This window comes from Kushneria aurantia DSM 21353 (assembly GCF_000382245.1).
Taxonomy (GTDB): Bacteria; Pseudomonadota; Gammaproteobacteria; order Pseudomonadales; family Halomonadaceae; genus Kushneria; species Kushneria aurantia.
The window spans coordinates 208,795-228,129 of the sequence record NZ_KB907863.1 but is presented as its reverse complement, the minus strand read 5'-3'; the positions used below and the strand labels follow the sequence as shown (position 1 = coordinate 228,129).

Below are 19,335 nucleotides of genomic sequence, written 5' to 3'. Positions count from 1 at the left end.
AGAATGTGACCGGCGCTTCGCCACGGCGATCGGCAGAGCAGGAAGCTCTTTTTTTGTCATCGCAAAGAAAAACTTTCGGCTCTCGTTGACGTTGCCTATACTCGGAACCGCCCGGTACACAACACATCGTTGCCTTAGCGTTGCAAAAAGAAGGAGTCTTGCATGAATAAATCAACTACAGGCCTGCTGCTGGGGTCCGCTCTGGTCATGGGTCTTGCCGGCTGTGCCAGCTCCGGTACCCAGTCCACCAGCTCTACCTCTGCCTCGGCTGGCGATCCCTGGTATTCTTCTCCGTTCGTCTGCGGTCTGGCCGGCGGCCTGATCGGCGGCGGCATCGGTTACGGCGTCAGCAGTGACAGCGACGAAGACACCGGCGCTGCCGTTGGTGCTACTGCGGGTGCGACTGCAGCCGCTCTGCTGTGCTCCGGTGGTGAAGAGCGCGAAATGGATTCCGACAACGATGGCGTGCCGGACTCCCGTGATCAGTGCCCCAACACCCCGGCCGGCGTTGCCGTTGATGCCAATGGCTGCCCGATCGACACCGACGGTGATGGCGTGCCCGACTACATGGACCAGTGCCCCGGTACGCCGGCCGGCGTTGAAGTCGATTCGCGCGGCTGCCCGCTCGATTCCGACGGTGACGGCGTGCCCGACTACCAGGATCAGTGCCCGGACACCCCGGCCGGTGCTCAGGTCAACGCACTGGGCTGTGAAGCCGCGCTGGTTCTCAATGACGTTACCTTCGCGTTCGACTCTGCACGTCTGACCGACAATGCCGAAAGCATCCTGAACACTGTTGCCGAGAAGCTCAACGCCAATCAGAGCGTCGACGTTCGTCTGGAAGGCTACACCGACTCCATCGGTAGTGCCCAGTACAACCAGGGCCTGTCGCAGCGTCGTGCCGAGTCCGTCATGCAGTACCTGGTCTCGCAGGGTGTTAGCGCTGGTCGCATGAGCGCTGTCGGCCATGGCGAGAACAACCCGGTCGCCACCAACGAAACCGCTGCCGGTCGTGCTCAGAACCGTCGTACCGAAGTTCATCCGCTGGGTGACAACGGTCAGGTCATGGACCGTTCCAGCAGTGGCAGCATGTAAGCCAATCGCTTACCGGCTGTAATAAAAGGGGAGCGCCGCTACGGCGCTCCTTTTTTTTATTCTCGGTTTTACCCTGACCCGTTTCGGAGTGCAGTCGTCGATGGCGTTTTACGCTGCGACTGGACGGCTATAGTGAGCATCTGTTAATTTTCCAACCCTTGTTGCTACTTGCCCTGCGTGCTGTTCGCTTCGTTGCGGCAGATAACGCCTATTGCCCCGTCCGGGCAATATCTCAAGTGACTTTTGGTAGCGGTCACCACTGAACCCGGAAAGGATTTTTCATGCCCGTCGTAACTCTGCCGGATGGCAGTCAGCGTCAGTTCGAGTCTCCCGTCTCTATTATGCAGGTCGCCGAGTCGATCGGCAGCGGTCTTGCCAAAGCCGCTGTGGCAGGCAGGATCGAGGGCCGGCTGGTCGATACCGCCGACACGATCGATCAGGACGCTCGCATCGAGATTGTCACCGCGCGCGATGAGGCCGGACTGGAAATTATTCGTCACTCCTGTGCCCATTTGATCGGTCACGCCGTCAAACAGCTCTATCCCGATGCGAAAATGGCGATCGGTCCGGTTATCGATGACGGCTTTTATTACGACATCGATTTCGGTCGTTCGGTCTCCAGTGAAGATCTTGAAAGCATCGAAAATCGCATGCGCGAGCTGATCGATGAACATTATGATGTCGTGCGCGAGTACGTTGATCGCGACGATGCCATGCGCACCTTTTTCGAGCGTGACGAGCCCTACAAGCAGGAGATCGTCGCCGGTATTCCCGCGGGCGAGACGGTGCGTCTCTATCATCACCTCGAATACACCGACATGTGTCGCGGGCCGCACGTGCCCAACACCCGCCATCTGAAGGCATTTCGGCTTCTCAAGCTGGCCGGTGCCTACTGGCGCGGTGATTCGTCCAATACCATGCTGACCCGTATCTACGGCACTGCCTGGGGCGATAAAAAGCAGCTCAACGCCTATCTCAAGCGTCTCGAGGAGGCCGAGAAGCGCGACCATCGCAAGCTGGCGCGCCAGCTCAATCTCTTCCATCAGCAGGAGGAGTCTCCCGGCATGGTGTTCTGGCACCCGCGCGGCTGGGCGATCTGGCAGGCGGTCGAGCAGTATATGCGTGGCGTTTATCGTGACAGCGGCTACCAGGAGATCCGCTGCCCGCAGGTCATGGACGTCAGTCTCTGGCAGCGTTCCGGCCACTGGGACAATTACGCCGAGAACATGTTCTTCACCGAGTCGGAAAAGCGCCAGTTCGCGCTCAAGCCGATGAACTGCCCCGGCCACGTCCAGGTGTTCAATTCGGGGCTTCACAGCTACAGAGAGCTGCCGATTCGCTATGGCGAGTTCGGTGGCTGCCACCGCAACGAACCTTCGGGTGCCCTGCACGGCATCATGCGGGTGCGCGCCTTTACCCAGGATGACGGCCACGTCTTCTGCACCGAGCGACAGATCGAGCCGGAGGTAACCGATTTTCATCGCCAGGCACTGAAGGTCTATGGTGACTTCGGTTTTGACGATATCGACGTCAAGATTGCGCTGCGCCCCGACAAGCGTATCGGCAGTGACGAGGATTGGGACAAGGCCGAAGCGGCGCTGCGTGCTGCTCTTGAGGCGTGCAACGTGGAGTGGCAGGAGCTGCCGGGCGAGGGTGCCTTCTACGGGCCCAAGATCGAGTACCACATGCGCGACTGCCTGGGCCGCGAGTGGCAGGTGGGTACCATGCAGGTCGATTTCATGATGCCCGGTCGACTCGGCGCGCAGTACGTTGGCGAGGATGGCAACCGCCACACACCGGTAATGCTGCACCGCGCTATCATTGGTTCATTCGAGCGCTTCATCGGCATCCTGCTGGAGCATCATGCCGGTGCGCTGCCGCTGTGGCTGGCACCCGAGCAGGCGGTGGTGCTCAATATCACCGATGCCCAGGCGAACTATGCCAGCGCGCTGACCGAACGCCTCCAGCAGGCCGGCATTAGAGCATCGTCGGACTTGAGGAATGAGAAGATCGGTTTTAAAATTCGCGAGCATACGTTGCAAAAGGTGCCTTATCTGCTGGTTGTCGGCGATAAGGAGATCGAATCGGATAGCGTTGCTGTCAGAACGCGCACGGGAGAAGACATCGGCACCATGCCGGTCTCGGAGTTTCTGTCCCGTATCGCATCAGAGCGCCGACAGTGACTTCTCTTTCCCCTTCTCTTTCTTGTGCAGGGAGACTTAACGATCAAGCGCAATAATCAACGCGGACGCCCTCAGGATAAAAGAGCCCCCATTAATGACCGCATTCGCGCGGATGAGGTCAGGCTTATCGACAATGAAGGTGAGCAGCTGGGCGTGGTTCCCATGAGCGAGGCGCTTGCCCGAGCCGAAGAGGCCGGGCTTGATCTTGTACAGATATCCAACGCCGACCCCATCGTCTGCAAGATCATGGACTACGGCAAGTATCTGTTTGAGCAGAAAAAGCAGAAGTCTGCTCAGAAAAAGAAGCAGAAACAGATCCAGGTCAAGGAAGTCAAATTCCGGCCTGCCACTGATGAAGGCGATTATCAGGTCAAACTCAAGAACCTGACCCGCTTTCTGGAGGACGGTGACAAGGGCAAGGTGACGCTGCGCTTTCGCGGGCGTGAGATGGCCCACCAGGAGATCGGCCGCAAGCTGATGGAGCGCGTCGAGAGTGACCTGGGGGAGCTTGCCGTGGTAGAGTCCCGTCCGAGGATGGAGGGGCGTCAGATGATCATGATGCTCGCCCCTCGTAAAAAGTGATCCGCGGGCAGTTTAACGAGCACGCCATCCTGAGGCTTCCGGGTCGCGAGATGGCGTGTTGGCCTCGGGTTTCCTGAAAAAGAGAGCGCAGGGTACAAACGGCCGTGACGATCGCGTCGCCCGTTTGTTGAAGCGCTTTTCGAAGTGAGTGGAGTAACTTCCCATGCCGAAGATCAAGAGCAACAGCGGTGCCGCCAAACGCTTCAAGCGTACCGCCAAGGGCTTCAAGCACAAGCAGTCCTTTCGTAGCCACATCCTGACCAAGAAGTCGACCAAGCGTAAGCGTCATCTACGCGGGATGAAGCAGATCCACGATGCGGATCGTGCGCTTATCAACCGCATGCTGCCCTACATCTGAGTCGATCAATACACTGAAGTCAGGAGGTTCCCATGGCTCGCGTCAAGCGTGGTGTCGTCGCCCGTCGCCGTCACAAGAAGATTCTCAAGCAGGCGAAAGGGTACTATGGTGCTCGTTCGCGCACTTTCCGTGTTGCCAAGCAGGCGGTTATCAAGGCCGGGCAGTATGCCTACCGTGACCGCCGCCAGCGCAAGCGTCAGTTCCGCGCGCTGTGGATCGCACGTATCAATGCTGCGGCCCGCACCCACGGTATGTCCTATAGCCGCTTCATCAGCGGCCTGAAAAAGGCCGGGATAGAGATCGATCGCAAGATTCTCGCCGATCTCGCGGTACACGAAAAGCAGGCCTTTGGCGCTATCGTCGAGAAAGCCAGGGCGGCCTGATGACGATATCCAACCGGGTGAGCCTGCCTCGCCCGCGTTGACGTCGCAGGGGAAGAGCCTTGGCTCTTCCCCTGTTTTTTGTGTCCGCCATCCCGGGCCGGGTACCCGGGGCCGCCTCGCGGCGTCAAAAATCGGTCCCGGCGATTTTTGAGCGTTTTTTATACATCGCGGTCGTGAACCGCTTGGGTCAGTCATGGAGCAGGACGGATGGAGCATCTCTCTTCACTGGTAGCCACGGCGAGTGACGCCATCGAGGCTGCCGAGGATATCCGCACGCTCGAAGAGATTCGAGTGCGCTATCTGGGCAAGAAGGGCGAGGTCACGGCGCTGCTCAAGGGGCTGGGCAAACTGCCGGCGCAGGAGCGTCCGGCGGCCGGGGAGCATATTAACCATGCGCGTCGTCAGCTCGAGGAGAAACTCGAAACGCGACGACAGCTGCTGGAGCAGGCCGCTCTGGCGGAGAAGCTGGCCGCCGAGCGAGTCGATGTGACCCTGCCGGGTCGGCGCGAGGAGAGCGGCGGGCTGCACCCGATCACCAGTACACTGCGTCGTATCGAGCAGTGCTTCGGCGCCATCGGGTACGACATCGTCGACGGCCCCGAGATCGAGGATGACTATCATAACTTCGAGGCGCTCAATATTCCGGCGCATCATCCCGCTCGCGCCATGCACGACACCTTCTACTTCGATGCCAGCCACGTGCTGCGTACCCATACTTCGCCGGTTCAGGTGCGCACCATGGAGGAGCAGGCGCCGCCGCTGCGACTGATTTCCACCGGGCGCGTTTACCGTAATGATTCGGATCTGACCCATAGCCCGATGTTCCATCAGGTCGAAGGGTTGCTGGTCGATGAGGGTGTCAGCTTCGCTGACCTCAAGGGCACTATCGAGGCCTTTCTGAGGGCCTTTTTCGAGCGCGATCAACTCGACGTACGGTTTCGGCCTTCCTATTTCCCCTTTACCGAGCCGTCGGCCGAAGTCGATATTCAGTGTGTCATCTGTGGGGGGCAGGGTTGCCGGGTCTGTTCGCACACCGGCTGGCTGGAGGTGATGGGCTGCGGCATGGTACATCCCGAGGTATTCGGCCATGTGGGGATCGATGCGCAGCGTTACAGCGGCTTTGCCTTCGGCATGGGCGCCGAGCGACTGGCCATGCTGCGCTACGGCGTCAATGACCTGCGTCTTTTCTTCGACAACGATTTGCGCTTTCTGCGCCAGTTTCAGTAACCGATTCCCCCTTTGACATTCGATTTCGGCATAGCGAGGCATGATGAAAGTTTCCGACAATTGGCTGCGTCAGTGGGTGGCGGTTACGCAGGATGTTCAGGCCATCGCCGATCAGATCACCATGGCGGGGCTGGAAGTTGATGCAGTGACGCCGGTGGCCGCCGATTTCAGCGCGGTGGTGGTCGCCCGGGTGACCGAGTTGGCGCCGCATCCCGACGCCGATCGACTGCGCGTCTGCCAGCTCGATGACGGCAGTGGGGCGCCACGCCAGGTGGTGTGTGGCGCGCCCAACGTTGCAGCCGGCCAGAAGGTGGCGCTGGCGCTGCCCGGCGCGGTACTGCCGGGTGACATGCAGATCGCCGAGACGACACTGCGCGGTGTCGCGTCAAGTGGCATGATCTGCGCCGAATCCGAGCTGGGGCTGGTGGAGGAGAAGTCTCCCGGCATCTGGGTGCTGCCCGACGAAGCCCCGCCAGGTGAGGACCTGCGCCGCTGGTTGACGCTCGATGACCACACCATCGAGGTGGACCTGACTCCCAACCGCGGTGACTGCCTGAGCCTGGCCGGTCTGGCACGTGAGCTGGGCGTACTCAACCGCCTCGCAGTGCAGGTGCCGCCCGTCGAAGCGGTCATACCGGTGGGCGATGAGCAGTTCGACATTCGCGTGGCGGATGCCGCCGCCTGCCCGCGCTACGCCTCGCGCATTCTGCGCGATGTCGATATCAGCGCGCCTACCCCGCTGTGGATGGCGGAGCGTCTGCGGCGCAGTGGCATACGTTCGATCGATGTGGTGGTGGATGTCACCAACTACGTCATGCTGGAGCTGGGCCAGCCGATGCACGCTTTCGACCTCGAGCGGCTTGGCCGGCATATCGAGGTGCGTTACGCCGGCGAAGGCGAGAAGCTCGAACTGCTCGACGGCCAGCAGGTGGCGCTGGATGGCGACACCCTGCTGATTGCTGACGCCGAGGGCCCGTTGGCGATTGCCGGTGTGATGGGCGGGGCGCGTTCCGGTGTCAATTCGCAGACCCGTCATGTGCTGCTTGAATCGGCCTTTTTCGCGCCGCTGGCGGTAGCCGGCCGGGCGCGCCGCTACGGCCTGCACACCGACGCCTCGCATCGCTTTGAGCGTGGCGTCGACCCGAGCCAGCAGGTGCGTGCCATCGAACGCGCCACTCGACTGTTGCTCGATATCGCGGGCGGTACGCCGGGACCGACGGTGGAGGTCTGCGATCACCAGCAACTGCCGGTGCATCGCCGGGTTTTTCTTGACGCTACGCGCGTGGCGCGGATTCTGGGGATGGCGCTGGCGCATGATGATATCGTCGACATTCTCACTCGGCTGGGAATGACGCTCGAGCCGAGTGGTGACGGTCGCTGGCAGGTCGGCATACCGCCGTGGCGCTTCGATATCGAGCGGGAAGAGGACCTGATCGAAGAGCTGGCACGCATCCACGGCTACAACCGTCTGCCGGTACGCTACCCGCGTGCCGAGCTGGCGCCGAAGAGAGTTGCCGGTGACCGGGTGCCGCTCGATCGGCTTCGCCATCTGCTGGTTGCGGCGGGCTATCAGGAGGCCATTACCTATAGCTTTGTCTCGGAGGCGCTGCAGCACGCCTTTGCGCCGCAGAGTACAGCGCCGGTGCTTGCCAACCCTATCTCCAGCGACATGTCGGTGATGCGTTCGAGCCTGTGGGCAGGGCTGGTGCGCGCTGTCATGTATAACCTCAATCGCCAGCAGCAGCGCATACGGCTGTTCGAGACCGGGCGGATTTTCGAAGGCGGCTTTGCAGATGAAGCGGGTGAGCTGACGCAGACCCCCATGATGGCCGGTATGCTCTGCGGCGGCCGCGATGCCGAGGGCTGGTCGGCGCGTCGCGATACAGTGGACTTTTTCGATCTCAAGGGCGACGTTGAGCGTCTCATCGAGGCCGGCGGTAGCGGCGAGGCGTGGCGTTTTGAAACGGCCGAACACCCTGCGCTGCATCCCGGACAGAGCGCGCGCCTGGTGCGTGACGGTCGCTGCGTGGGCTGGCTGGGGGCGCTGCATCCCCGGGTGCTTGAAAGCCTTGGCATCAAGACCGATATCTATGCGTTTCAGATCGAGCTGGAGGCGCTGACGCGGGGACGGGTTCCGCGCTTTACGCCGCTGTCGCGCTACCCCGAAGTGCGTCGTGACCTGGCGCTGATCGTCGAGGAGTCGTTGACGGTACAGTCGCTGCTGGATGTGATTCGTACCGAGGCCGGCGATAGCCTGGTGTCGCTGCGACTTTTTGACATCTACCGCGGCGCAGGCGTTGCCGAGGGGTACAAGAGTCTGGCGCTGGGGTTGACCTGGCAGCATCCTTCGCGCACGCTGACAGACGGTGAAATCAACCAGATCATCGATAATATCGTGGCGGTCACGGCGGAGCGTTTTGGGGCCGTGCTGCGCGGTTGACCGCAGTCGCGGAACTGTCTTCCGGGGTATGAAATGAGTGCGTTAACCAAAGCGGATCTGGCCGAACATCTACACCTGTCGCTGGGTTTTTCCAAGCGAGAGGCGAAGATGCTGGTCGAGCAGTTCTTCGAAGAAATTCGTGGCTGTCTGCGTGAAAACGAGCAGGTCAAGCTTTCCGGTTTTGGCAACTTCGACCTGCGCGATAAACGTGAAAGGCCGGGTCGTAATCCCAAAACCGGCGAGGAGATTCCTATCTCCGCGCGCCGAGTGGTGACCTTTCGCCCCGGACAGAAACTCAAGTCGCTTGTCGAGGATAACGACGACCTCTGAGCGCTGTCGTGACGACATGCCGATCCCGATCCCGCCATCCGGCGGGGTTTTCATGTTGGGCCGATGCCGCCTGTGGCGCTGCGCCACCCCGCCTGCCGTGCAGGATTTCTTTCAACCATCCGGGAGACCGCTGCTTCCATGCCCAGAGTCGGAATTTATGTTGCCACCGTTTACGGTGGTGCCCTCGATGTCGCCGAGCAGGTCGCGCCGCTGTTCGAGTCGGCCGGTTATAGCGTCGAGATTTACGAGGAACCCCATCTTGCCCATCTGACCGACCCCATGCCGGAGCTGGTACTGTTTTGTATCTCGACCACCGGTCGCGGCGATATTCCCGGCAATTTCAGCGCATTGAGCGACGCTCTCGAAGCGCAGCGCCCCGATCTGCAACCGCTGCGCTACGGTCTGATCGCCATGGGCGACAGCAACTACGAGGAGAGCTTCTGCGGTGCCGGTCGCAAGCTCGACGCGCTGCTGGAGACTCTTGGCGCACAGCGCCTCGGTGAGCGTCTCGAGGTAGACGCCGATGAGACCCCGATGGCCGATGACGCAGCGCTTCCATGGGTAGAGCAGTGGCTGGCCGAGCAGGCATGAAAGCGGTCAACGGCGAGCGCCTTGCGGTGCTGGTTGGCCTGGTGCTGGCAATGCTCGCTGCCGTGCCGGGCTACTATCTGATCGGAGACCGCGAACGGCTTTTGTTGATCGGTGCCGGCGCCGTGGCGGTCGCGATGGCGACGCTGATGATGTGGCGTCACAGTAGCGAAGCCGAGCGGCGGCGCTTTTATCGCGCGCTATCGAGGCTGCCGATTGCTATGGTGCTGGGGCTGGCCGTGGCGTTGCTGGGCCACATCATGGGCAATGCCGGCACCCTGACCGGCGGCTGGTACCGCTGGCTGCCCTGGGGCATGACCACAGGTGTGGTCCTGCAGGCACTGTGGTGCTGGTGGCGACCGCTAACGGTACAATAGCCCGATAGAAAGGGCAGGGCATTCTGCTGTCCTGCCTCTCTCTCCCCTGGCCGTCACCGAGGCTGATACCGGGGCCGTTGCGAACTATTGATTGTTCAGGGTGTAGCAGGGCACATATTTGCTGCCCGGCAGCTTCATGCGACCCTGGGCGACAAAAGAGGTCAGCAGTTCATCCAGCGGTGCCATCAGCTCGCTCTCGGCGTTGAGGCGGAAAGGTCCTTGCCGTTCTATAGCGCGCACGCCATGCTCCTTGACATTACCCGCCACGATGCCCGAGAAAGCGCGACGCAGGTTGGCCGCCAGGTCGTGAACGCGCTGGTCACGGTGCAGCGCCAGCGACGCCATACTGCGGTGATCGGGCACGAAGGGCTGCTGAAAATCTTCCGGAATACTCAGGCGCCAGTTGAAGTAGAAGGCATCCTGATGCTCGCGGCGAAAGCCTGTTACCTCCTCGATGCCCTGTTTCATGCTGCAAGCCACTTCGATCGGGTCGTCGATGATGATTCGGTAGCGCTCGCGCGCCTGCTCACCGAGCGTGAAAGCGATGAACTCATCGATACGGCGGAAGTAGTCGGCGCTGCTGCGCGGGCCTGTAAAGATGATCGGAAAGGGAATGTCGACGTTATCCGGATGCAGCAGCACGCCCAGCAGATAGAGAATTTCCTCGGCGGTGCCCACGCCGCCGGGGAAGATGATGATGCCGTGCCCCAGCCGAATAAACGCCTCCAGGCGTTTCTCGATATCCGGCATGATGACCAGTTCATTGACGATCGGATTGGGCGACTCGGCGGCGATGATGCCCGGCTCCGAAATGCCCAGATAGCGGCTATTGCGCCGGCGCTGCTTGGTATGGGCGACATTGGCGCCCTTCATCGGCCCCTTCATGGCCCCGGGGCCGCAGCCGGTGCAGATATCCAGCTCGCGCAGGCCCAGCTGGTAGCCCACTCCCTTGCTGTAGTCATACTCTTCGCGGGAGATCGAGTGGCCGCCCCAGCACACCACCAGGCTGGGATCGCGAGAGGGTTTCATCACCCCGGCGTTGCGCAGAATGTGGAAGACGGCGTTGGTGATGCCTTCAGAGGTGTCGAGGTCAAAGCGGGGGTGATGTTCAATCTCGTTGGAGACGTAGACGATATCGCGCAGCACCGACGACAGCAGCTCGCGGATGCCGCGAATCATCTGGCCGTCGACGAAGGCGTGGGCCGGCGCATTGCTGAGTTTCAAGCGCACGCCGCGATCCTGCTGGACGACCTCGATATCGAAATCCTGCCAGGTCTCCATCACGCTGCGGCTGTCGTCGATCAGGGGGCCGTAATTGAGAATCGCCAGAGCGCACTGGCGCAGCACCTCGTGCACGCCTTTGGATGAGCTGTCGCGCAGGCGGTTGACCTCCTGCTGCGACAGCACCTCGAGGCTGCCTTCCGGGGAAATGGTGGCCGAGATGCGGTTGGTTGCGGTCATTGAAAAGAAAATTCCTTGCCTTTGAAAACAGTGGGGACCAGGCGGGATGTTCAGCCGTCAAGGCGTGAGCGTGCCTGCTGCCACAGCGCTTCGATGCGCTGGCGATCTTCGCAGGACATGCCGTCTTCACTAAAGGTGTGCTCGAGCCAGTCGCGGTAGGTGGCGTCGAAAGTGTCGGCGTCGACCTGCTGCGGGTCGTACTCGGCCATCTCGAGTACCAGTTCCACCTGAGGGATCATGTAGCCAAGGGCGAAAAGATCGTCATCGGGTGCTTCGCCTTCCATGGCCAGTAGGGTGGTGCGGATGCGCTCCGCTCTTTGCTGAAAGGGATCCTGCATATCGGTTGGCCCTGTGTGGCGTGTATGACGCAATTCCACGATGCTAACACGGCATGCGGCGTGGCCGCCGGAAAGCGGGAACCGCGTCTGCGAAGAACAGTGTTTGATGATACAATTGCATCCCTGTCGAGCGCATTGCCAAACGCTGCCAGGGCGTTTGATATTCTTTTGTCGGCGGTCCCCATACGAACTGAAGATTCTACATGTTCAACGCCCAGTATTTCAGAACCTTCATCACCCTGGTGGAGACGGGGAGCTTCACCCATACCGCACGCAAGCTGGCGATGACCCAGCCCGGTGTCAGTCAGCATATTCGCAAGCTCGAACAGTATCTCGATCGCACCCTGCTGCATCGGCACGGGCGCCGTTTTACGCTGACGGAGGCGGGGCGGCGCGCCTACGACTACTCGGTAAGGCTCTTTGCCGAACACGAGCAGTTTCGCCATTCGCTGGATGATGAGTCGCTGGACAGCGGCGACTGCCGTATCGCCAGCCCGGCCAGTGTCGGCCTGATGTTCTATCCCTTTGCGCTGGGTTATCAGCAGCTCTATTCGGGTTTGACGATCAGCTACAATTTCGCCTTCAACAACGAAATTGTGCAGGACGTGCTGGCCGGGCGCCACGACATGGGCATCCTGACCGACATGACGCGCCATCCCGATCTCGAGTATGAACTGTGGCATCACGAGCCGCTGTGCCTGGTGGTGCCGGGTGACTTTCGTGGCAGTTCTCTCAATGAGCTGCTGGCGCTGGGTTTCGTCAACTATTTTGATGGCGTCAACAATGCAAGCCAGGTGCTGCGCGAGAATTTCGCCGGTGAGTTTCGCTCGATCAGCCATTTCCCGCAGCGCGGCTTCACCAACGATGTGGGGGTAGTGCTTGATGCCGTCGCGCGTGGGCTGGGCTTTACTGTGGTGCCGCGACCGGTACTGGAAAGCTCGCCCTGGCAGCGTCAGGTACTGGAGATGTCGCTGACCACCCCGGTTTACGAGCCGCTCTACGTGGTGATCCGTCGCGGCAATGAACTGCCCGGGCGCTACCGCCAGTTGATCGATGAATTTCGCCAGCAGCGGCGCAATGCGCTTTATGGCTACGATGTGCCGGAGGAGACGCTCTCGGAAGAGAGTGGTACATAGCAGGGCATGGCGCCGTTCTGCGCTGGCCTGCTGTCGATTAACGCCAGGCGATTAAAACGCAGCCCCAGGGGCAGGTTTTGAGTCGGCCACGAGCGCTGCCGCGGCGCGCGTGCCATGGTTAAATGGGGCAGAAAAGTCGCGGTAGGCGCCGTGCCCAATCCACAGCGTGTCAGCGCTTCCCGCCAGCGGCAACGCCACTCATCGATTATCGCACTGTCCATCAGGTGCAGCGCCCAGGTCCGGCCGTTGGTGTCCGGATCGGGGAAGCCGCCGAGACGAACTGCGGCCGCTTCCAGCCCGGTGGGGTGCTCAAGGCTGAATGCCCTGTCGAGTGCCGCCGCTTCGCCCAGCAGGGCCTGAACGCTGCGGCGCTCGATCTCGCCGATGAAATGCAGCGTCAGGTGCCAGTTTTCGACCGGCACCCAGCGCACCTCCTCCAGCCGATGTGCGAAACGTGACCGCATGCGAATCAGCGATGCGCAGCTGGCGCCATCCGGCAGCAGGGCAACGAAGAGCCTCAAGACTGTCGCCCCCGGGTGCACTCAGTCACGATAATCCTCGATGCTCGGGCAGCTGCAGATCAGGTTACGATCGCCATAGACGTTGTCGACCCGATTGACCGATGGCCAGAACTTCGCCTCGCGCGTTGCCGGCGTGGGGAAGATGGCCTGCTCGCGGCTGTAGGGATGAGGCCACTCGGCGCAAGCCAGGTCGCGTTCGCTATGCGGTGCGTTGACCAGCGGGTTGTCATCCTTTGGCCACTCGCCGTTTTCGACCGCCGCGATCTCTTCGCGAATGGCGATCATGGCGTCGCAGAAGCGATCCAGTTCGCGCTGCGACTCCGATTCGGTGGGTTCGATCATCAGCGTGCCTGCGACCGGGAATGACATGGTGGGGGCGTGGAAGCCGAAGTCGATCAGGCGCTTGGCGATATCCTCTTCATCGATGCCGCTGGCTGCCTTGAGCGGGCGGATATCGATAATGCACTCATGTGCCACCCGGCCGTTGACGCCGCGGTAGAGGACGTTGAAGTGCTCCTCCAGCCGCTGTGCGATGTAGTTGGCGCCGAGAATCGATACCTCGCTCGCCTCGCGCAGCCCGCGTGCCCCCATCATGCGGATGTAGGCCCACGAGATGGGCAGAATCAGCGCGCTGCCGAAGGGGGCCGACGCGACCGCGGTACCCGGCTCGCCGCTTTGCGTGACGGCGTGGCCCGGCAGGTAGTCGGCCAGGTGGGCGCGCACGCCGATCGGTCCCATGCCCGGGCCGCCGCCGCCGTGCGGAATGCAGAAGGTCTTGTGCAGATTGAGGTGCGAGACGTCGCCGCCGTAATCGCCGGGGCGGCACAGTCCCACCTGGGCGTTCATGTTGGCGCCGTCGATATAGACCTGCCCGCCGTGCTCGTGGACGATACGGCAGGCCTCGCGGATACCCTCTTCAAACACGCCGTGAGTCGAGGGGTAGGTGAGCATGATCGCCGACAGCCGCGCGCTGTGCTGCCCGGCCTTTTGGCGCAGATCCTCGAGATCGATATTGCCGCGGCTGTCACACTCCACCACCACTACCTTCATCTGCGCCATGGCGGCGGAGGCGGGGTTGGTGCCGTGGGCCGAGCTGGGGATCAGGCAGATATCGCGCTCCCCCTCGCCGCTGGCCTGCTGATAGCGGCGGATCGCCACCAGGCCGGCGTACTCCCCCTGAGCGCCGGAGTTGGGCTGCATGGAGACGGCGTCGTAGCCGGTGATCTCGATGAGCTGATGACACAGCTCGTCGATCAGGGTGTGGTAGCCCTGTACCTGATCACGCGGGGCGAAGGGGTGAATGTCGGCGCACTCGCGCCACGACAGCGGCACCATTTCGCTGGTGGCGTTGAGCTTCATGGTGCAGGAACCGAGCGGGATCATGGCATGGGTCAGCGACAGGTCGCGATTTTCCAGCCGCTTGAGATAGCGCAGCATCTCGGTCTCGCTGCGATAGCGCGAGAAGGTCGGATGGGTGAGATAGTCACTGTCACGCCTGGCGAATTCCGGCAGTGTCTCGCCGGCGGCGATCACCTCGGCGTCGAGGGCGGCAACGTCGAGGCCATGGCCCTCGCCCAGCAGCAGATCGAACAGCGCCGCCACATCCTCGATAGCGGTCGTTTCGTCGAAGCTGATGCCAACTCGGCCGTCATGGCGACGGCGCAGGTTGTGGCCGGCCTGCTCGGCGCGCTGATGCAGTGCCTCGTTATCCTCGACGCTCAGTGTCAGGGTGTCGAAAAAGGCCGAGCTGTCGGGTGCAAGCCCGGATTTCGCAAGCCCCAGGGCCAGAATGCGGGCCAGGCGATGCACCCGGCGGGCGATGGTGCGGATACCCTCGGCGCCGTGATAGACGGCGTAGAAGCCGGCGATATTGGCCAGCAACGCCTGGGCGGTACAGATATTGGAGGTCGCCTTCTCGCGACGGATATGCTGCTCGCGGGTCTGCATCGCCATGCGCAGCGCCGGGGCACCGTGACGATCCCGCGAGACGCCGATGACGCGCCCCGGCATCGAGCGCTTGAGGCCGTCGCTGACCGCGAAGAAGGCAGCGTGAGGGCCGCCGAAGCCCATCGGCACGCCGAAGCGCTGCGCCGAGCCGAGCACGATATCGGCGCCCAGTTCACCAGGAGGCGTCAGCACTGCCAGCGCCAGCAGATCGCTGGCCACCGCCACCATGACGTTGCGCTGATGGGCGCGCTCGATCAGCGGCGCCAGCTCGACGATCGCGCCGTCGTCACCCGGGTACTGCAGCAGGGCGCCGAAGACCTCGTGCTGGTCGAGTTGCTCGGCGCTGTCGACGATCAGCTCGATGCCCAGCCAGCCGGCGCGGGTGCGCAGCACATCGAGCGTCTGCGGAAAGACGTGATCGGCGACGAAAAAGGCGTCGCTTTTGTTTTTCCGGTTGGCGCGTCTGCACAGCGTCATCGCCTCGGCGGCGGCGGTCGCTTCGTCCAGCAGCGAGGCGTTGGCCAGCGTCATGCCGGTCATGTCCATGACCATCTGCTGGAAGTTCAAAAGCCCCTCCAGCCGCCCCTGGGCAATCTCCGGCTGATAGGGGGTGTAGGCGGTGTACCAGCCCGGATTCTCCAGCACGTTGCGGGCGATGACCGCCGGCATGCGGGTGCCGTAATAGCCGGCGCCAATGTGGCTGCGCGCCACCCGGTTGCGGCCCATGATGTCGCGCAGCCGTGCCAGCGCCTGTTCTTCGGGCAGGGCGTCGGGGAGTGCCAGCTCGCCGTCGAGGCGGATGTCGGCGGGAATGGTGCGCCGCATCAGGGACGCCATCGAATCCTCTCCGAGCCGTTGCAGCATGCTGTCACGCGCTCGGTCATCGGGGCCGATATGACGGCCGATGAAGGCGTCGCGATTGAACAGTTCGGTCAGGGGGCGAGTGTCGAATGCCATATCATATCCGTGTGGGTGGGGGCAGCCTCGCTGTGTTCGAGGTGTCGCCAGGGGAGGGGCCGCCATCAAAAGGCGGCCGACCGGTACCGGCTCAGTCGCTCTCTTCCTCGCCGGCGACCAGTTCGCCATAGGCGTCGGCATCGAGCAGCGATTCCAGCTCGTCGGGTTCGGTCAGGCGTACCTTGATCAGCCAGGCGTCGTCGTAAGGGCTCTCGTTGACGCTCTCGGGTGACTCTTCGAGCAGTGCGTTGACTTCGACAACTTCGCCACCCAGCGGCGCGTAAAGGTCCGAGGCGGCCTTGACCGACTCGACCACACCGAACTCCTCACCAGTAGCGAGTTCGGCGCCTACCTCGGGCAGTTCGACGAAGACCACATCGCCCAGCGCCTGCTGGGCATGGTCGGTGATGCCGATAGTGGCTGTGCCATCGCCGTTGTCCTGGATCCATTCGTGGCTGTCGGAGTAGCGAAGATTGGCGGGAATCTGACTCATGAGATTTTCCTTTCAAGACCGGCTTGCGGGTGTCGTGGGTCCAAATGGTATCGATAGCGAAGCGCCAACGAGGCGTCCTCGCCTATTATCGTGGCCGCAAGCATTGACGGCGTCCACCGCGAAGCGACATCGCAGAGTGAGTGCCTGTTTCCGATCGGAAACTTTTTGCTTATCGTAAACCTGACGGGGCGATGCGAAAAGGGCAACGGGCCAAATCAGCGCCGTCCGCATCGGTATTGAAACGCCGCGCCGCTCGCCATGACAGCATCTGCTGCAGGCGGTACATTGCCATCCTGATGACAGCGGAAACTGATCGAGAGGAGCGTTGAATGGACGTCCTGCATGGGATAATAACGAGCATCAACGGGGTAGTCTGGGGACCTCTTATGCTGGTGCTGCTGCTGGGAACAGGGCTCTATCTGCAGATCGGGCTGCGCGGCATGCCGATTCGCAATCTCGGTCGTGCTTTCGCCATGCTGTGGCAGGGGCGCAGCGGTGAACGCGACAGCGGCGAAATTTCCTCCTTCAACGCGCTGATGACCTCGCTGTCGGCCACCATTGGTACCGGCAACATTGCCGGAGTGGCCACCGCCATTGCGCTGGGGGGGCCCGGTGCCGTGTTCTGGATGTGGCTGACGGCGCTGGTGGGAATGGCGACCAAATATGCCGAGGCCGTCTGTGCCGTGCGCTTTCGTGAGCGTGATGACGGCGGTAACTACGTCGGCGGTCCGATGTACTATATCCGCAACGGCCTGGGGCAACGCTTTGCCTGGCTGGGTGCTCTTTTCGCTCTGTTCGGCGCGCTGGCGGCCTTTGGTATCGGCAATACCGTGCAGGCCAACTCGGTCGCGGACGCGCTGGCGACTTCCTTCTCCATTCCGGCATGGCTGACCGGGCTGGTTATCATGGTGCTGGCGGGCGCCGTTATTCTCGGTGGAATCAAGCGCATCTCCAGCGTGGCCGGACGACTGGTGCCGCTGATGGCGATCGCTTATCTGCTTGCAGGCATTGTGGTGCTGGTCATCAACAGCGCCGCTATTCCCGAAGCGCTGCGGCTGATCGTGGTACACGCCTTCACTCCCGTGTCGGCGGCGGGTGGCTTTGCCGGTGCCGCGGTGGCGGCGGCGATCCGTTTTGGCGTGGCGCGAGGCGTGTTCTCGAATGAAGCGGGGCTGGGCAGTGCGCCCATTGCTCATGCCGCAGCACAGACCGATAGTCCGGTGCGGCAGGGTATGATCGCCATGCTGGGAACCTTCATCGACACCATCATCGTCTGCACCATCGCGGCGCTGGCGATCATTACTTCCGGTCAATGGATCGAAGGCGAATCCGGTGCCGCCCTTACGGCGCTCTCCTTTCGGACCGCTTTGCCGGGGCCGGGAGATTACATCGTCGCACTGGCGCTGGCGATCTTTGCTTTCACCACCATTCTTGGCTGGTCCTATTACGGCGAGCGCTGTTTTCAGTACCTTTTCGGGCCCCGTGCGGCGCGTTTCTATCGTATTGTCTTCGTGTTGATGATCCCGGTGGGTGCGGTGTCACAACTGGACTTCATATGGCTGTTGGCGGATACCTTCAACGCCCTGATGGCAATCCCCAACCTGATCGCGCTGGCCCTGTTGTCGCCACTGATTTTTCGCCTGACGCGTGAATATTTCATCCTCAACCAGCGTTGACCGTTCCATTGGGTTCGGATGCGTCGCCTATATGCCACTAACTATCCGGGAGTTTTTATGTCGACACTTCACCGCACGCCGCTCTATTCACTGTGGCAGGAGCAGGGCGCAAAATTCGTGCCCTTTGCCGGTTACGAAATGCCGGTGCAGTTCGCCGCCGGGGTCAAGCGCGAGCATGAGCATACCCGCGCCAGCTGTGCGCTGTTCGATGTCTCGCATATGGGACAGCTACTGATTCGCGGCAGCCAACCGGCGCAGGCGCTGGAGCGGGTCTCGCCGATCGATGCGGTGGGGCTGGCGACCGACCGGCAGCGCTACGGGCTGTTCACGGGCAGTGTTGGCGGCATTCATGATGACTTCATGGCGGTCAACGCCGGCGACCATCTCTTTCTGGTGGTCAACGCGGCCTGCAGGGCGGCCGATATCGCCCTGTTGCGCAGCGGCCTGGGCGATGGCGGTGAGCTCGAGGTGATCGAGGATCGCGCCCTGCTGGCGCTGCAGGGGCCGCAGGCGCGTACCGTGATGGGGCGTGTGTGTCCCTCGGCCGCCGAGTTGACCTTCATGCAGTTCGGCCGTTTCAGTGTCGATGGTGTTGAACTGTGGGTCAGCTGCTCCGGCTATACCGGTGAGGACGGCTTTGAAATTTCAATTCCCGCCGCCGAAGCCGAAGCCTTCGCCCGGCGTCTGCTGGCCGAGGAGGAGGTCGCACCGGCAGGGCTCGGAGCACGGGACTCGCTGCGGCTTGAAGCCGGTCTGTGCCTCTATGGCCACGACATGGATGAGAACACCACCCCGGTCGAGGCGTCACTGGGTTGGGCGATCAGCAAGGCGAGGCGCCAGGGCGGTGAGCGTGAGGGCGGCTTTCCCGGTGCCGATGTCATTCTCACCCAGCAGGCCAATCGCGACCATCAGCGCCAGCGCATCGGTCTGGTAGGTGACGGCCGCGCACCGGTGCGGGAGGGCAGCCCGCTCTATAGTCCGGAAGGAGATCGCATCGGCGAAGTCACCTCCGGTACCTTCGGCCCCACCGTAGGCGCGCCGGTAGCGATGGCCTATGTGTGGCGCGACTACGCCGAGCCCGGTACCCGACTGCAGGCCGAAGTCCGCGCTCGTCGGCTGGATATGACGGTAACGAAAATGCCGTTCGTGCCGGCACGCTTTTATCGCGGCTGATCCATTTATACCGTTATCTTGTGTGGTTGTCATGGCGTCGCGATGTTGGGCTCATCGCGGCGCTCTGTTG

18 protein-coding genes are annotated in these 19,335 nt (G+C 62.1%); 13 read left to right on the top strand and 5 right to left on the bottom strand.

Features of this window, described 5'->3' with window-relative positions; translation table 11 throughout:
- The first annotated feature begins 162 nt into the window (after positions 1-162).
- From H146_RS0102850 to H146_RS20145, 10 genes are all read left to right on the top strand, one after another.
- Positions 163-1,095, top strand: coding sequence for an OmpA family protein (locus tag H146_RS0102850; protein WP_019950337.1), 933 nt, complete (start codon positions 163-165; stop codon positions 1,093-1,095).
- 281 nt (positions 1,096-1,376) lie between these two features.
- Positions 1,377-3,278, top strand: coding sequence for a threonine--tRNA ligase (gene thrS, locus H146_RS0102845; protein ID WP_019950336.1), 1,902 nt, complete (start codon positions 1,377-1,379; stop codon positions 3,276-3,278).
- A gap of 24 nt (positions 3,279-3,302) precedes the next feature.
- Complete coding sequence (gene infC, locus H146_RS0102840) at positions 3,303-3,860, top strand: translation initiation factor IF-3 (protein WP_019950335.1); 558 nt, start codon at positions 3,303-3,305, stop codon at positions 3,858-3,860.
- Between the two features lie 163 nt (positions 3,861-4,023).
- A complete protein-coding gene (gene rpmI / locus H146_RS0102835; protein WP_019950334.1) occupies positions 4,024-4,218 on the top strand; it encodes a 50S ribosomal protein L35 in 195 nt (64 codons plus the stop codon).
- A gap of 32 nt (positions 4,219-4,250) precedes the next feature.
- On the top strand, positions 4,251-4,601 hold the full coding sequence (rplT, locus tag H146_RS0102830) for a 50S ribosomal protein L20 (protein WP_019950333.1): 351 nt from the start codon (positions 4,251-4,253) through the stop codon (positions 4,599-4,601).
- A 207-nt stretch (positions 4,602-4,808) separates the two neighbouring features.
- Positions 4,809-5,828 carry a phenylalanine--tRNA ligase subunit alpha gene (gene pheS / locus H146_RS0102825; RefSeq protein ID WP_019950332.1) on the top strand — a complete coding sequence of 340 codons (1,020 nt, stop codon included), beginning with the start codon at positions 4,809-4,811 and terminating at the stop codon, positions 5,826-5,828.
- A 43-nt stretch (positions 5,829-5,871) separates the two neighbouring features.
- On the top strand, positions 5,872-8,268 hold the full coding sequence (gene pheT, locus H146_RS0102820) for a phenylalanine--tRNA ligase subunit beta (protein ID WP_019950331.1): 2,397 nt from the start codon (positions 5,872-5,874) through the stop codon (positions 8,266-8,268).
- A gap of 33 nt (positions 8,269-8,301) precedes the next feature.
- Entirely contained in the window at positions 8,302-8,598 is a 297-nt protein-coding gene (locus tag H146_RS0102815; RefSeq protein ID WP_019950330.1) for an integration host factor subunit alpha, read from the top strand.
- Between the two features lie 138 nt (positions 8,599-8,736).
- A complete protein-coding gene (locus H146_RS0102810; RefSeq protein WP_019950329.1) occupies positions 8,737-9,189 on the top strand; it encodes a flavodoxin domain-containing protein in 453 nt (150 codons plus the stop codon).
- Positions 9,186-9,563, top strand: coding sequence for a hypothetical protein (locus H146_RS20145; protein WP_019950328.1), 378 nt, complete (start codon positions 9,186-9,188; stop codon positions 9,561-9,563). Before H146_RS0102810 ends, H146_RS20145 begins: the two co-directional genes overlap by 4 nt.
- A gap of 84 nt (positions 9,564-9,647) precedes the next feature.
- On the opposite strand, the gene ppnN is transcribed toward H146_RS20145, so the two are convergent.
- Positions 9,648-11,024: a nucleotide 5'-monophosphate nucleosidase PpnN gene (ppnN, locus tag H146_RS0102800; RefSeq protein ID WP_019950327.1), complete on the bottom strand. Its 1,377-nt coding sequence runs from the start codon at positions 11,022-11,024 to the stop codon at positions 9,648-9,650.
- Between the two features lie 50 nt (positions 11,025-11,074).
- On the bottom strand, positions 11,075-11,362 hold the full coding sequence (locus H146_RS0102795; RefSeq protein WP_019950326.1) for a YfcL family protein: 288 nt from the start codon (positions 11,360-11,362) through the stop codon (positions 11,075-11,077).
- 203 nt (positions 11,363-11,565) lie between these two features.
- Between H146_RS0102795 and H146_RS0102790 the strand changes: the two genes are divergently transcribed.
- Complete coding sequence (locus tag H146_RS0102790) at positions 11,566-12,498, top strand: LysR family transcriptional regulator (RefSeq protein ID WP_019950325.1); 933 nt, start codon at positions 11,566-11,568, stop codon at positions 12,496-12,498.
- Here the strand turns inward: H146_RS0102790 and H146_RS0102785 are convergent.
- The 3 genes from H146_RS0102785 to gcvH all read right to left on the bottom strand — a co-directional run bounded on the left by H146_RS0102785 (position 12,453) and on the right by gcvH (position 16,416).
- Positions 12,453-13,019, bottom strand: a complete 567-nt coding sequence (locus H146_RS0102785; RefSeq protein WP_019950324.1) for a 2'-5' RNA ligase family protein — start codon at positions 13,017-13,019, stop codon at positions 12,453-12,455. The two genes, H146_RS0102790 and H146_RS0102785, sit on opposite strands and share 46 nt — an antisense overlap.
- A 21-nt stretch (positions 13,020-13,040) precedes the next feature.
- Positions 13,041-15,923, bottom strand: a complete 2,883-nt coding sequence (gene gcvP / locus H146_RS0102780; RefSeq protein ID WP_019950323.1) for an aminomethyl-transferring glycine dehydrogenase — start codon at positions 15,921-15,923, stop codon at positions 13,041-13,043.
- Positions 15,924-16,014: 91 nt separating this feature from the next.
- Complete coding sequence (gene gcvH, locus H146_RS0102775) at positions 16,015-16,416, bottom strand: glycine cleavage system protein GcvH (RefSeq protein ID WP_019950322.1); 402 nt, start codon at positions 16,414-16,416, stop codon at positions 16,015-16,017.
- 329 nt (positions 16,417-16,745) lie between these two features.
- Between gcvH and H146_RS0102770 the strand changes: the two genes are divergently transcribed.
- Positions 16,746-18,092 carry an alanine/glycine:cation symporter family protein gene (locus H146_RS0102770; RefSeq protein ID WP_026351709.1) on the top strand — a complete coding sequence of 449 codons (1,347 nt, stop codon included), beginning with the start codon at positions 16,746-16,748 and terminating at the stop codon, positions 18,090-18,092.
- Between the two features lie 57 nt (positions 18,093-18,149).
- Complete coding sequence (gene gcvT, locus H146_RS0102765; protein WP_019950320.1) at positions 18,150-19,265, top strand: glycine cleavage system aminomethyltransferase GcvT; 1,116 nt, start codon at positions 18,150-18,152, stop codon at positions 19,263-19,265.
- The last annotated feature ends 70 nt before the right edge of the window (positions 19,266-19,335 follow it).